17 protein-coding genes and 1 pseudogene are annotated in these 12,421 nt (G+C 50.7%); 1 reads left to right on the forward strand and 17 read right to left on the reverse strand.

Features of this window, described 5'->3' with window-relative positions; all coding sequences use genetic code 11:
- From APU02_RS27065 to APU02_RS03365, 5 genes are all read right to left on the reverse strand, one after another.
- Positions 1-113 (reverse strand): DUF6453 family protein (locus APU02_RS27065; RefSeq protein WP_256380011.1); only part of this gene is annotated, 113 nt, incomplete at its 3' end.
- Between the two features lie 7 nt (positions 114-120).
- Positions 121-2,841 (reverse strand): DUF1983 domain-containing protein, encoded by a 2,721-nt coding sequence (locus APU02_RS03350; protein ID WP_060569257.1) that lies wholly within the window; start codon positions 2,839-2,841, stop codon positions 121-123.
- On the reverse strand, positions 2,841-3,239 hold the full coding sequence (locus APU02_RS03355; RefSeq protein ID WP_060569258.1) for a hypothetical protein: 399 nt from the start codon (positions 3,237-3,239) through the stop codon (positions 2,841-2,843). The genes APU02_RS03350 and APU02_RS03355 overlap by 1 nt, the downstream gene beginning before the upstream one ends.
- A 6-nt stretch (positions 3,240-3,245) precedes the next feature.
- Positions 3,246-3,830 carry a hypothetical protein gene (locus tag APU02_RS03360; RefSeq protein WP_060569259.1) on the reverse strand — a complete coding sequence of 195 codons (585 nt, stop codon included), beginning with the start codon at positions 3,828-3,830 and terminating at the stop codon, positions 3,246-3,248.
- The gene (locus APU02_RS03365; protein WP_060569260.1) at positions 3,830-4,423 is read right to left on the reverse strand and encodes a hypothetical protein; all 594 of its coding nucleotides are present in this window, start codon (positions 4,421-4,423) and stop codon (positions 3,830-3,832) included. The genes APU02_RS03360 and APU02_RS03365 overlap by 1 nt, the downstream gene beginning before the upstream one ends.
- Before the next feature lie 162 nt (positions 4,424-4,585).
- Here APU02_RS03365 and APU02_RS03370 point away from each other — a divergent pair, with 162 nt between their 5' ends.
- A complete protein-coding gene (locus tag APU02_RS03370) occupies positions 4,586-4,879 on the forward strand; it encodes a hypothetical protein (protein WP_060569261.1) in 294 nt (97 codons plus the stop codon).
- Here APU02_RS03370 and APU02_RS03375 read toward each other — a convergent pair.
- The 12 genes and pseudogenes from APU02_RS03375 to APU02_RS03430 all read right to left on the reverse strand — a co-directional run.
- Positions 4,851-5,210, reverse strand: a complete 360-nt coding sequence (locus APU02_RS03375) for a hypothetical protein (protein WP_060569262.1) — start codon at positions 5,208-5,210, stop codon at positions 4,851-4,853. The two genes, APU02_RS03370 and APU02_RS03375, sit on opposite strands and share 29 nt — an antisense overlap.
- Positions 5,211-5,255: 45 nt before the next feature.
- The gene (locus APU02_RS03380) at positions 5,256-8,555 is read right to left on the reverse strand and encodes a phage tail tape measure protein (RefSeq protein ID WP_060569263.1); all 3,300 of its coding nucleotides are present in this window, start codon (positions 8,553-8,555) and stop codon (positions 5,256-5,258) included.
- A gap of 46 nt (positions 8,556-8,601) precedes the next feature.
- On the reverse strand, positions 8,602-8,937 hold the full coding sequence (locus tag APU02_RS03385) for a zinc ribbon domain-containing protein (RefSeq protein ID WP_000404385.1): 336 nt from the start codon (positions 8,935-8,937) through the stop codon (positions 8,602-8,604).
- 56 nt (positions 8,938-8,993) lie between these two features.
- Positions 8,994-9,284 carry a DUF4035 domain-containing protein gene (locus APU02_RS03390; RefSeq protein ID WP_060569264.1) on the reverse strand — a complete coding sequence of 97 codons (291 nt, stop codon included), beginning with the start codon at positions 9,282-9,284 and terminating at the stop codon, positions 8,994-8,996.
- An 11-nt stretch (positions 9,285-9,295) separates the two neighbouring features.
- Entirely contained in the window at positions 9,296-9,664 is a 369-nt protein-coding gene (locus APU02_RS03395) for a phage tail assembly chaperone (RefSeq protein WP_060569265.1), read from the reverse strand.
- A 34-nt stretch (positions 9,665-9,698) separates the two neighbouring features.
- Positions 9,699-10,118 (reverse strand): annotated as a pseudogene (locus APU02_RS03400) (phage tail protein); the annotation flags it as partial.
- A 54-nt stretch (positions 10,119-10,172) separates the two neighbouring features.
- A complete protein-coding gene (locus APU02_RS03405; RefSeq protein WP_060569267.1) occupies positions 10,173-10,520 on the reverse strand; it encodes a DUF3168 domain-containing protein in 348 nt (115 codons plus the stop codon).
- Positions 10,517-10,966 (reverse strand): HK97-gp10 family putative phage morphogenesis protein, encoded by a 450-nt coding sequence (locus tag APU02_RS03410; RefSeq protein WP_060569268.1) that lies wholly within the window; start codon positions 10,964-10,966, stop codon positions 10,517-10,519. Before APU02_RS03410 ends, APU02_RS03405 begins: the two co-directional genes overlap by 4 nt.
- Positions 10,963-11,301, reverse strand: a complete 339-nt coding sequence (locus APU02_RS03415) for a phage head closure protein (RefSeq protein WP_060569269.1) — start codon at positions 11,299-11,301, stop codon at positions 10,963-10,965. Before APU02_RS03415 ends, APU02_RS03410 begins: the two co-directional genes overlap by 4 nt.
- An 8-nt stretch (positions 11,302-11,309) precedes the next feature.
- Entirely contained in the window at positions 11,310-11,636 is a 327-nt protein-coding gene (locus APU02_RS03420) for a head-tail connector protein (protein WP_053528467.1), read from the reverse strand.
- Positions 11,636-11,848, reverse strand: a complete 213-nt coding sequence (locus APU02_RS03425; protein ID WP_059585578.1) for a hypothetical protein — start codon at positions 11,846-11,848, stop codon at positions 11,636-11,638. The genes APU02_RS03420 and APU02_RS03425 overlap by 1 nt, the downstream gene beginning before the upstream one ends.
- Positions 11,849-11,887: 39 nt before the next feature.
- A partial coding sequence (locus tag APU02_RS03430; protein WP_120714863.1) for a phage major capsid protein occupies positions 11,888-12,421 on the reverse strand: 534 nt, incomplete at its 5' end.

Consider the following 12,421-nt stretch of genomic DNA (forward strand, 5'->3'; position numbering starts at 1 on the left):
GCTCCGGTTCCGTTCCCTGAAAAACTGGCACAAAACGACGGGGCACGAAGCCCCGCGGTAATAGCCATCACAGGACGTCCATCGTTATAATCAATCAGAATACCTTCCGGCATAATTCACCTACCATCGTCCAACGACAACCCGACCACCTCCGGGGAGATTGACCGTGATACCATTCCCATTTATTACAACCGTGTTGTTTTCGCCATTGAAGGCAAACTGACCGCTGTTCGCATAAAACTGACCATGGAATTCACAGTTACCATTTTTATCTATATTCCACCCCGTTCCACCGGGACCAGATATGTAAGAACTGGATCGAATATAGTTACCAATTTTGGCGTTAGTGATGCTACCGTCCTGAATTAAAGCATCCCTGATAAATACCTGGCCGTTATATACGAAGAAGGCAGCAATATAGTTTCCAGGGTCGCTACCGGAATAAATACCGAACTGATCAGCCGCAAAAACTACAGTTGATTTGTATGAGCTACCATCAGGCTCAATGGACATGCCGAAACCGGTATTGTATTTCACTCCGTTCCTGACAATACCCATATTGAGCGTATAAGATGCCTTCGCTGTACCATCACTATTAACGACTGCAGTCATCTTCTGGTTAACGGCTGATGTAAGGCTACCTTCAGGGCCAATCTGCGCCTGAACATACGTGGACAGGTCAGCAAGTCCCTGCTCAGCAGTCGCTACCGTGGTTTTCACGACAAGGATATCGGCACGTACCTCACCGTACTGTTGATACTGGTGCTCAACGGTGCCGTGGTTCGCCAGCGAATTTTCCATAATGCCTTCGAGGTTGGTATCAACACCTTCTTTAACATTCTGGAATGCGTCAGAATTCTGAACGGCATCATCAATGAGGTCGATCAGGCCTCCGGTATCCATTGAGCACAGCGCCGGAACCTCAACAAATGCTGATGCACCAAAGGCGTTAATCGTCCTGATGTACCAGTAATAGGTGTGTCCCACCTGTAGCTGGTTACTGGTCCATGTGGTGCCAATACCTTCCCTGCTGGCGTTCCCCTCAACGATTTCAGTCGTTGTGCCGGGAAGCTGAGTTTCGCCTGATGTCCAGAAGTCAAACTGGGTGGAAACGTTTGTTATCGCAGCCAGACGTGGGATCAGCGTGACGGCAAAGAAACCCTGCTCAATATCAACATGCGACGGAGGAGGCGGGGCCTCAATGCTGAATTCCAGATAGCCTTCAGGAGATTCCGCTCCCATCTGGTTAACGGCGATAACATGGGCGGTATAGGTATCCTTTGGCAATCCGGTCAGACGTGTAAATGAACCCGGGACCTGAACAGAAAGCACCATCTGGCCGTTACGACGAATGATGACTTTGTTATAGGTCACCTGCCCCACGTTTTCCCAGGAAAGAATGCCCTGTACCACCTGCCCGATTTCCTCAACGGTGTATCTGAGGTTTTGCGGCTGTGCCACGCCACCGGACGGTAACTGCGTGAATGGTGGCCGCTCTACAGGCTTACCTATTGCATCACCCCAGACATCAGCAGTTTCCTGTTTCAGCGTTAGCTGTACACCATTCTGCACGCCAAACTTCCAGTCGGTAACGCGCATCTCTACGTTGACGATGCCCAGTGACGGGAAATTAACCTTCACATACATTCCAGGACGATAACGGTACCCGCTCAGATTCAGCGTCACGTTCATCGTTCTGGCAATACGGGTGCGCTTTAACTTCACATCGGCCAGACGCTGAGCCTGAAATTCAGAGGTCACAAACCGAAGTTTCATGTCCTGTGAAATTTCTACGCCATCCTCTGTTACCCACTCGCTGACGGAAACGGACGGGAAATCGGCCTCTGTGAATCCCTGTTCCGGGTCGACAAACGTCCCCTTGATGGTATTAACCCGCTCAGACTGGGATACCTCAGGCATAATCTCTATGTCGCCAGCCAGCTGACTTTCGGTGATCACCTCTGTCGCAGGTCCATAATATGCGCCGACAAGCAATCCATGTTTTCCGGCAATATAAGTCACATCACCCGCGCATGCCGCCAGCATCCCTTCCAGAATAGTGACCTTGTTTTCGCTAAGGTCGAATTCACCGTTTATCGTGTAACGTTTTTCAACGGTATTGGCGCCGGTGATCACCTCCTCATCGCAGATGTTGGCCGCTTCCTGAAACTGGTCCCAGTTAATATCCGAGTCCGGGACTTTCAGGTAGTTTCGGTAGTAGTCGAGAATGACCAGGGCGGCATTGTTGCTGTATCCAGTCAGCCCGGTTCGCGGGTCGTAAACCTCACGACCAAACTTTTCAACCTTGATATTCGGGATGCCGGACGGGAATTTTTCAGCGTTAAATTTCAGGGACACGCGCAGCCAGGTGAGCCCTTTGCCGATCATGTCATCTTTCCATGACGGGCAGTTCTCCAGCATGAACGGGTCCGCCGTCTGTCGGTTGGTGTGCAACTCAAACGATGCGTGTTCAGGATAACTACTGATAGGCTCATCACCCAGCCAGACAGTTCCGATGCTGGATAATGAATGTCCCGCCAGCGCAACGGCCAGATGCAGCATTTCGCCATCGTCCTGTTCGCCAGCCTGCTCTTCAGAGAAAAACAGCGTGCCTGAAGTCGTGGTGCGTCCGTAAACGACAGTTTTTGCGCTGGCCGCTGCTCGCAATACCTGCTTGCGTTCAGATGTGTCACGATATGAATCAATCCCGGAAGGCTTTTTGGTGAGCGCCTGCGTAGCAACCTGGGCGGCAACAGTGATAGCCATTGCGATCCCGTAATACTGATATGAGGCGGCTGCGCCAGCGGCGACGGTAGCAATAATTGGGATGGCTGCAGGCATTAACGCACCCTCCAGACACTCAGCGGTTTTACACGCAAACCAACCAGGCCATTTTCACCGGGAACCCATACCGCGCCAGAATAGACAACACCGGCACACCGTGACCCGGCATTTTCAACAACAGCAATATCTCCGCGCTGCGCGAGTTTGACAGGCACCTCGTCGAGATAACGGGCCAGCACTTTCTCAAGCGACCCACCACCGCGCAGAATCGCCTTTTTCGCGCCTGTTTCGCTGTCATACGTTCCACGCCAGCCAGCAGCAAAATCATTACCGGTCATCGCTTCTGCACAGTCAGCAGCAAAAAGGCAGCAGTCATGCTGGCCCCATGAAAAAGGCCGCTCAATGGCGGCCTTCATCACTGCGTTTAATCTGTTTTGCCAGTCCGGATGCTTCATGCTTCCTCACTTATAAGTAAATCCGGGAGCGTCTTTTTTATTGCCCCAGTAAATCGAACGCTCTGCCATCTGAGCAACGTAACGAAAAATATGGTCACCTGGATATGCGGCCTGCTGCGACTCATCCGTGTAACGGTCAGGGAACGGACGCTGCCAGTCCTCAAAAATATTACTGATGGTGTGCTGCAGCGCGTTAGTTTTCCCGGCAGTTGCCCCTGTGCCGGAAACCTTGCCTTTGAAAAGTAAATCGGCAACCTGAACAATGCCGTTGTCGTCCATAGCCACCAAATACAGTTCCGCCGGTTTCCCGACACAGCGCTCGTTAAGCGTTTTGGCAAACAGGGACATGTCCAGGCCGGAAAGCGTCATCCTGAGCTGCGTCGGGCTCGTCGTGTTGGTTTCATTGACATCATCAATGGCGCCCATCGTTCCCATGCCGTAATAGACATATCCACCCAGCACGATTGTCCCTGTACCGGAATGCACATAAACGATGCCGGACTCAAACTGGATATTGGCGGCGATCACCGCCGTCACCCGGTCGCGGGAAAGCCAGTCGACCATCGAATCAGAAAAAGGGGAATACAACATTAAAACGCCTCCTCCAGTTCCAGCGTGTAACTGGTAAATACCCCAGGTACTCGATTACCCGCGCCCTGCTGGTTATCCTTCAGTTTGAAAATGCCGTATGGTTTCGCCACTTCGATAGCCGCGCCATCCGGTGGCGACCAGCGCAACATGGGCGCGAATGTCACAGTGGCTGTACCGGTTGATGTGCTCGTCACATCGGCGGTCACCATCTTCAGTTCGTCGTTAATGGTGATGTAGTCTCCACGCTCCAGAACTACGACACCGGGAGTCCATCCGCTCGTCTGTAATTCTGTGCCAGTCTGGTTTGCACCATTCACCACCGGCGAACCTGCGGGAGTGCGCCCGCCCCGGCCCCAGTCATGGATTTTCACCCTGCCATATTCGCCATCCAGCTCGGCAATCAGCGAATCAAGACGCCGGGATTTATCATCCGACAGGTTGTTGAATGTCAGGGAGCATACCCAGCGGGTGCCGGGATAACGGACAGTCTGTGACGCACCATTAAAAGGAGATCGAAATGTTTTGGTGTTACTTTCAGGTCGCCACGTTAATGACGCCGGACAGACGTCGTCCGGCCATTCAAGTGCAGCCATAAATACTCCTGGAGAAATACGCGCAACGGCGATACTGATCATTTGTCAGGGTGTTACAGGTCAATATCCCTGGTTAAAGTGTGTGGTTCAGCCCGTCAGTGGTTGGACACTGGCGCACTCAGCGCAGAGGGATGGCTGATTACCTCTGATTAAGGAAATATCATGTCTAATGAACAGCGTATCGAAAGCTTCGAAGCCCGTATTCGTAAGCTTGAAGAGGAAAACACTAAGCAGAAACAAAAGCTACTAACTCATGAAATTATGACGGGACTTATGTTGACAAATATTTTAAGAATGGTTGACTCATTATCTCCTAGTGCAAACTTATCACAACGGTTGCTGGAATCCCTGCAAAAAGGCCAAGCAAAAATTGCTGATAGCGATGCGAGAAATGACCCTCATACAAAGGACGCATTTGAAATGGCAATTAAGACTGTGAATCGAGCGCTAAAATAACAGCGTTATCAAGAAGACGATCTCTTAGTTTATCGTAGTCCTTATCATTTTCCGCGGCCTGTTTTCGGGTCGCTTCAATAATCTTCGAGAGAACATTTTGAGCATGCTCTTTCGCTCTCTGGTTGTACTCTTCAAGCGTAAGCTCTGGCGTTAAGTCTTCGCTGTATTGGATAGTAGCTAAGGTTTCTTTGCTAATTTTCACAGACACATTACTGCCAATGCGTTGTGTCGATGACATGCGTAAATTTTCTCCGAAGGATATTCTTACTCCATTTTCTTCCGGAAACCCAACTTTAAATTCAAGAGCCTCAACTCGCTGTTCTAAAGTCATAATTATCTCCTGCCTTTCGGCTAATTAAATTAAGGATGCAGACCATCACACGCCTAACAAACGACGTGCCTGGCCTCGACTGGAAAAATCCTGAAGCAAATCCTGACGCGCCTGTTTAGCGCCATCGTTCGCCCCCTGGCGGGCTGCTTCCTGCATTGCCTGTTTCAGTGCTGCATCACCATTACCGGATATGGTGAAATGCTGGGTGATGTGCTGAGTGATGCCATTTCCTGTTGCTGGAGACTGTGACCCAACCACACGAACACCTAATGATCCGTCAGCGGAGCGGGTCAACGGCATGATGGCCTCCGGCCCTGCTTCCCCCATCAGACCTGCGCCTTTGGCGAATGCAAAATAGGTAGGCGAACTGACGATACTGTTACTGTAGGCGCTGAGGCTTGCAGAAGCATAGGCGCCACCTTTTGCGTTGAGCTGAAGTCCAGACGCTGCCGAGTTGTAAGCGCCAGACGGCGTGGAGCCTCCAGCAGAACTGCCAAACAACCCGCTAAAGAAGCCGCCGCTCCCCATAGAGGACTGCAGAGAATTAACGATCATTGCGTTGAGAATTATTTTCTGCATGGACTGAAGAACCGAACTGGCCCAGTCTTCCCAGTCAACCTTATTACCGGAAAGTGCATCGGAAATATTGCCCACCAGCCCGGTCATGGCATTGTTTACCAGATCTGCCGACTGTGAGGCATAATCGGAAGCAGTATCAGCCCAGTTAGCGAATCCTTCACGCATACCAGCCGTCCAGTCGCTACGCTGTGCATCAGACGCAGAATAGTAAGCTTCCTGATCACGGAGTCGTTCATCAAGATAACGCTTATTCAGTGCCAGAGCTTTCTGATAAAACGCTTCATCTATATCTCCTGCCTGCCGTTGCCTAAGCAGATCAGTGTTCTTTTCTTCAAATTCCTTTCGGATATTGAATTGTTCCTGAAGCCTTTCACGAAACCGAGAACCCTGACCGTAGCCGATTAGTTGAGCCTCGTTCGCTGCGCGGGAGCTGGCGTTACTGTCTGCGAGATTCGCCTCATAATTTCGAAGTTGCTCACGTATTTTCTGCTGATCAATAAGCGCGGCATTCTGCAACAGGGTCTGTTTCTGAGACTCTGTAAGCGTCGCCAGTTCGCCCTGGCTAACCTGATATTTCAGTTTTGCCAGTTCGGTATTTTGACCAGCCAGAGCAATCTGCTCTTTCTGCTGCTTGATCAGCTTGTCATAGGTATCAGCTGTTTTTTCGGCTTCCGATTTAGGGCCTTTCTTCTGAGGTTTACTGGCTTCATTGTTACGCCACTCAGCCAAACCATTATTAATAAATTCGTTACGGCTAGTTTGATAACGCGGATCATCCGCAACAAACCCTAAATCGTCAGCCGCGTAAGCTAAACGCGCACGCTCTTTTGCTTCTCCTTTTAATTTCGATAATTCCAGATCGCGGCGACTTTTATTTAATGCATCGCTTTGACTGGTATTAAGCTCAGCCTGAGGAAGACGCATCGGCGCGTTTACAAGGCCCTGCCTAGCCATGAGCAGGCTATTACCTAGACTCAACAAGCGGTTAAATTCTGTATGCTGCCCATTCATCACCAATAATGATTGATATGCGCTGTTTTGCTCTGCCGCTTGCTGTCGAATCAAGGCGATCCGTCGATGCTCAATACCTTCAAGAACCTCCTGTATAGACTCAGATTTTGCCTGCATCTGAGCCAAACGCTCCTGCTCAACAACTAAAGAGCTCGTTGCGTTTGAAAGTTCACGCGTGGCGTCATCAATACTTTTCAGATGGTTAATCATATAACCACCTACAGTTACTCCAGGATTTGCCAGCATATGCTGATAACCGGCAATATCTTCCTTTAGTTGCCTTACTTTTTGGGCTTGCTCATCAACAAGCCTGTTTTGTTCATCCAGAGCCTGCCGGGTCTTTGTTTCATTATCCGAAACCTCAGGCAGAGACATGGATTTAGTCTTAGCGCGAACTTCTTCGAGAGTGTTTGCATATTCCTGTGCCGAACGTCTGGCTTGTTCTTGATTCTGATACATGGTGTACCATGCACCAGCTCCAAGCAGGACCAAACCGGGTATTCCGCCCACCAATCCAAGTGCACCACTGATCAGTCTTGACCCAGCAGCGGTCACATTATTGAGCGTTGTTTGTGCTGCTGTTCTGGCTTGAATATTTCTTGTTAATGATGCCTGAGCTGCGGATAATCTTTTCTCGGCAGCTGCTTGGGAATCTGTACCACGAGCTGCAATCATTGCTTGTTGGGCACGATATACAGCCGCCCTGGCTCTTGCTGTAGAAATCTGAGTTCCCCTGAGCTGGGCTTCAGCCAATGACACCTCGCTTTTTGCAGCATTTAACAACTCAGCCGTCGCAGATGCTGCACCAGTGACCATTCCACCAAGCCAGCGAGCGGTACCGACAGCCGCTAGCGCACCAGCAGCCATTGCTACAGTATCAATATTGTCAGCAACACTATTAAGCGCACCGGTTAATACCTTCGTTGTTCCTGTAGCTTCGTTAGCCCCGCCAACCCATGCCATGAAAGCATTTTCTATCTTCGTAGAGGCGGCAGAAACTGTCTGAGGCATGGAGCCGAACTCATCTCTCAGCGTCCAAAGCTGGCTAATTAATGCCGGGACCACCTTGTCAGAAGTAAGCTGGCCTTGATCAGCCATTGCTTTAAGGTCTTTTCGCGCGACGCCCATTCCAGTTGCGAGAGCACGAATAACACGATCCCCATTCTCGTTTACGGAGTTAAATTCTTCGCCACGCAAAACACCTTGAGCAAGAGCCTGGCTGAACTGGGTAATAACTGAACTTGCCTCTGCAGTGCTGGCTCCTGAAAGCTTTAATCCTGTAGAAATCGCTTCGGTAACTTTTAAAACCTCTTCGGAGGAATAACCGTATTCACGCATTGAGGCAGCGGAACGCGCAAACAAACTGGCATTGTCTGAAAAAGTCGTACCAGTGCGCTGGCTGATCTCCATCAGAGCACGCTGAGAAGCAATAAAATCATTGTTAGACTGGGATGCCTGCTTCAATCTTGCGTTCACGGAACTCCATTCGTCCGCAAGTGAAATAAGGTGACTTGTTGCAAACGCTCCTGCAAATGCGCCTGCCAGCCCAAGAGCAGATGCCTTTGCTGTGTTAATCTGATTGGTAACCTCCGCCAGAGCTCGCTGCGTTTCACGAGACGCAGCAACAGCCTGTCGTCCGCCATTTTGCATAGACCGATAATAGTCCTGCCCCATTCGAGAGGCGCGTGATATCTCCGTCTGGAAAGATTGAGAATTGGCGGAAATTTTGATTATTAATTCGCGTAAGGTTGCCATTTATCCAAGCTCCAGACGTAAAAAAACCGCCGAAGCGGTTTTATTTTTATTGTTTCCAGACCTTTTGTCTGGCCTCTTCAAGGTATTCTTCATCAGTTTTAGGTGGAGGTGATCCAGCTGCCAAATCACTGCCGCAGTGTTTACATTTAATGGCTTCGCTTTTGATTATCTCCGCACAGAACGGACATTTTTTCATACCCTCGTTTTCAATTAAGTCTTTTTCTTCAGCAGCAACATCCTTCTTTATTACAAGAGAATGCACGAAAGCAATAATAAACAACAGCGCACCATACACCCACCAGGCAAAGAAAGAGCGGCCTTTGCTATGAGCAATCAAGGCCGGAATTAAGCCGATGACAATTGAAACAAGTAAAATTTCCATATTTTTGGTCCCAGAATAATTAGTCGAACAAATCCTAATATTTTCTGGGCTAAATGTCACTGCGTTGCAGCTGTAAGCGCCGCCTCAAGCCCGGCAAACGGGTCTGCACCTTCTTCATCAGGATCACGCTGCCAGCGCAGCAGCATATCGCTCATCGTGGCTTTTGCACCCTGAGCATTGAACACAGCAGTAGCAATTTGTGCCGCCTGAATGTCACCCCGGATGTCGCCTATTGGGCTATGTTTATCAAACTCAGCCCACAGACTGAGCTCACTGGCAGACATGATATCCCGAAGCTCTGATAGCGTGCGCCCCATGCGGAGCGCAAGCGACATCAGAAACCGCATGCCGGGCTGTGCTACTTTCCCTCAGCTTCCTTCGGGTCAGTAGTCAGATTTAGAGCCTGGCGCAGCAACCGCGCATGAACAGGGCCATACACCGCTTCAACATCGGCAAAATCATTTTTGCTGAATACCGGTTCACCCTGTTCGTCAAACAAAACGTCAATAAACAGTGTGACATCAGCGCGAAGATTGCGGTGCGCACGTTCTGACACGGACAACTCACCATCAGTATCACCCGGTTTAATCACGTCCTGCCAGTGCAACCATGCTTCTGCTGATGGTTCCCTGAGCATAATCTTTACTCCATCCCATTCCGGCACTTCAACAGTAACGTGGCGGAATGCGGACTGACGCGACAGCGCGAGCTCCTTAATAGATTTCATCGGTTACTCCTTATGAACCCGGATCAATTTTCTGGGGCTTGCCCTTCAGACGCAGCGAGAATGTGGCGGCCACGACGCTGTTTGTACCTGATGACCAGGTGTGCTGGCGAACTTCAGCCAGGAACTGGAAGCCGATCCCAGAAGGGAAAATGATTTTGAAACCGTATGTGGTGTCATTGTCATACGCATCACGCAGGGCATCCTGTGCAGGGTTTGAGTAAAAGTTACCTGACAGAGAGATTTCTGACTGAGCGCCCAGGCCGTTAATGTTTTCCTGTTCTGTAGAGCATAAGGTCGTTACGTCGATATCCTGTTTCTGACCGCCAGTGAACTGCACCTCTTTAATCGTGCACTGAAGGTCAAGGTAGGAAGCATCATCTGCCGTTTCTGACGTTACAGGGGCAGAGGTAATCTGAATCTTCGTGCCCTGTGATTTTTCATAAAGTGAGGACATAACTGTCTCCTGAAATAAAAAACCCGCCGGAGCGGGGGTATGGTTTAGGTCTGGTCAGACGGTGACCTGAAATTCGAGCGTGGCCCGGTGATAGCGTAGATCAGGCTCATAGCCTGGCGTTTTAACGACATTTGCAGGCCTCAGTACCTGCAGAGCATCCAGCGCCAAATTCCTGATCGTACGCGCTTCAGTGATAGTGCTGGAGTAAACATCGACCTGCACCGAAACGGCAGATTCAGCCTGACCACAGAGAACGTCAGCGGCCACGTCGGTAATAATCGAGAAAATTACCCAGGGCGGCGAGACTGAAGGCTTCCCGTCACTGCCGAGTGGGGCAACGTAGGGATAGACCTGCCCTCCGGCCAGCGACTCCAGCAGAGGATAGAGATCGTCTTCCGTCATTTGCTTAATGCCTCGTCAATGGCCTGGTTCATTCGCCTGATCGCGACCTCCGTCGCCTGATCCTGGCGAACATCGAACGCGGAGCGCACAAACGGATGAGGCGGCATATTTACTGTCCCCATCTCCACAAACCGCCAGTAAAACGCATTTCGTGGATCGCTGGCTTTCATGGTGTTGTCGCTATTACCGGTTCGCATGTTGCGACCACGGATATGTACGCCGGAAGTAATTTCACCGCGGCGTCGTGAGCGCTGAGTCAAAACGACCACGTTTTTCTTCAGTTTTCCGGTTCTCTCAGGAGCGCGGGCGATCACTTCTTCCTTAAGCACTTCGGCGCCGGCGCGCGTGGCATCACGCAGAACCTTGTTGTTTTCAGCGCGGCTAAGAAACTCCAGGTCTTTTGCTATGTCATTCAGCCCGGAAAAATCGAGGCTCGTTTCAATCATTTTTCGGCCCCCTGCTTGCATAAAATTTCGAGCTGAACACCGCGAGAATAAGGAATCGGTGGGCCAATGATATTCAAAATAGCGCCTTTGAACGGTCCGGTTTCAACTCTGAGTCTGGAAGCTGCAGTGATATCACGGCGAAATCGTGTCCATACCCTAATTGTTGCTACAGCGGTTTCAGCTCCTGCGGCTACCAGTTCACGACCACTGATCCCTTTTACTTCTGCCCAGGTTTCTGCACCGTCATGCCATGATTCAACAGGCTGCCCCGAGTTATCTCTGTCTGTAGTCCTGTTCTGTACGGTGATCCTGTCTCTCAGTCTCCCGGCCTGCATAACACCTCCTACAATCCATAAATTCGATAGGGCTGCAAAAGGGCTTCCACCGCAAAAGGAATTTCTGAGGTGATGTTCCCGATATTTACCGCTTCACGGTTTGCATACCAGTGACCGATAAGCAGTAGCATGGCTGCCTTCACATCGTCATTAAGCAGAATTGAATCCGGATCATCACTGTAACCGGGACTGTCTTCTGCCTCGTACAGCGTTCTCCGCGTCCATGTCTCGACATATCTCGCCGCCGCGCCCGAATACAACGTCAGCAAATCATCATCGCCGCTAAAGTCGGTATCAATGCGGCAGTGCTGTTTCACCACAACAAGCTCAAGCATCACTTTTTCGCCTTTTTGTCTGCTTTTACTTCCGGCTGTTCCTGCTGCTGTTCCTGCTGCTGTTCCTGCTCTGCAGGATTTTCTGATTCATCGAGCATCGCATAACCTTTTTTGATGAGCTCGCGACCGTGCTGTTCCAGCGTTTCCAGCGGAAGCCCTTCAGTAACGACGGTACCGCCGAAATAAATCGGTTTGAGTGCGATCAGTTTCATTTTCCCACCTGTAAAAGCGGCCCGAAGGCCGCAATTTCATCAGCTACCAGCGCCAGTGCGGAATGCACCGTACACGAATGCCTCAGGACGTTTAACAGCCAGCGCCAGACGCTCTTCACAACGGATGGTGATCATGTTTTTCTCGAAGTCGTCAGTGTTCTCCGTGGAGATAACCACGTTCGCATCTTCGCGGTCGAAGATTTGTGCGCCAGCGTTGAATGCGCCAGTGAGGAATTTACCCTGGAAGGCTGCCGCTTCCGTGGCAACAACCGGAAGGCCCCAAAGGGTCGGGCCGGTCAGCGCCGCCGGGTTAGCCAGGATGTAACGGCCCAGGCTGTCCTTGGTCAGTTCGATGCGCGCCCAGTCGATGAAGTGAAGGACATGGCCGGATGCAGGGAAGCGCGCCAGTTGCGCCTGCAGCATCGCCAGACGGAGATCGTCAATGCCGCTCTGCTGCTCCACAGTAAATGCCGGATCAAATGCTGACGCCTGCGGGACAATGCCGTGCAGGTGAACGCCTGTACCGTCACCAAAGAGGATTTCCTGCTCTTCTGCATACTTCAGCCCGTAGCG

This window comes from Citrobacter sp. 50677481, assembly GCF_001463265.1.
In the GTDB taxonomy this organism is placed as follows: Bacteria; Pseudomonadota; Gammaproteobacteria; order Enterobacterales; family Enterobacteriaceae; genus Citrobacter_A; species Citrobacter_A sedlakii.

What these genes read in the sequence shown, in the direction of transcription:
- APU02_RS03350 (WP_060569257.1), bottom strand. Translation starts at nt 2,841, where the DNA reads ATGCCTGCAGCCATCCCAATTATTGCTACCGTCGCCGCTGGCGCAGCC.
- APU02_RS03355 (WP_060569258.1), bottom strand. Translation starts at nt 3,239, where the DNA reads ATGAAGCATCCGGACTGGCAAAACAGATTAAACGCAGTGATGAAGGCC.
- APU02_RS03360 (WP_060569259.1), bottom strand. Translation starts at nt 3,830, where the DNA reads ATGTTGTATTCCCCTTTTTCTGATTCGATGGTCGACTGGCTTTCCCGC.
- APU02_RS03365 (WP_060569260.1), bottom strand. Translation starts at nt 4,423, where the DNA reads ATGGCTGCACTTGAATGGCCGGACGACGTCTGTCCGGCGTCATTAACG.
- APU02_RS03370 (WP_060569261.1), top strand. Translation starts at nt 4,586, where the DNA reads ATGTCTAATGAACAGCGTATCGAAAGCTTCGAAGCCCGTATTCGTAAG.
- APU02_RS03375 (WP_060569262.1), bottom strand. Translation starts at nt 5,210, where the DNA reads ATGACTTTAGAACAGCGAGTTGAGGCTCTTGAATTTAAAGTTGGGTTT.
- APU02_RS03380 (WP_060569263.1), bottom strand. Translation starts at nt 8,555, where the DNA reads ATGGCAACCTTACGCGAATTAATAATCAAAATTTCCGCCAATTCTCAA.
- APU02_RS03385 (WP_000404385.1), bottom strand. Translation starts at nt 8,937, where the DNA reads ATGGAAATTTTACTTGTTTCAATTGTCATCGGCTTAATTCCGGCCTTG.
- APU02_RS03390 (WP_060569264.1), bottom strand. Translation starts at nt 9,284, where the DNA reads ATGCGGTTTCTGATGTCGCTTGCGCTCCGCATGGGGCGCACGCTATCA.
- APU02_RS03395 (WP_060569265.1), bottom strand. Translation starts at nt 9,664, where the DNA reads ATGAAATCTATTAAGGAGCTCGCGCTGTCGCGTCAGTCCGCATTCCGC.
- APU02_RS03405 (WP_060569267.1), bottom strand. Translation starts at nt 10,520, where the DNA reads ATGACGGAAGACGATCTCTATCCTCTGCTGGAGTCGCTGGCCGGAGGG.
- APU02_RS03410 (WP_060569268.1), bottom strand. Translation starts at nt 10,966, where the DNA reads ATGATTGAAACGAGCCTCGATTTTTCCGGGCTGAATGACATAGCAAAA.
- APU02_RS03415 (WP_060569269.1), bottom strand. Translation starts at nt 11,301, where the DNA reads ATGCAGGCCGGGAGACTGAGAGACAGGATCACCGTACAGAACAGGACT.
- APU02_RS03420 (WP_053528467.1), bottom strand. Translation starts at nt 11,636, where the DNA reads ATGCTTGAGCTTGTTGTGGTGAAACAGCACTGCCGCATTGATACCGAC.
- APU02_RS03425 (WP_059585578.1), bottom strand. Translation starts at nt 11,848, where the DNA reads ATGAAACTGATCGCACTCAAACCGATTTATTTCGGCGGTACCGTCGTT.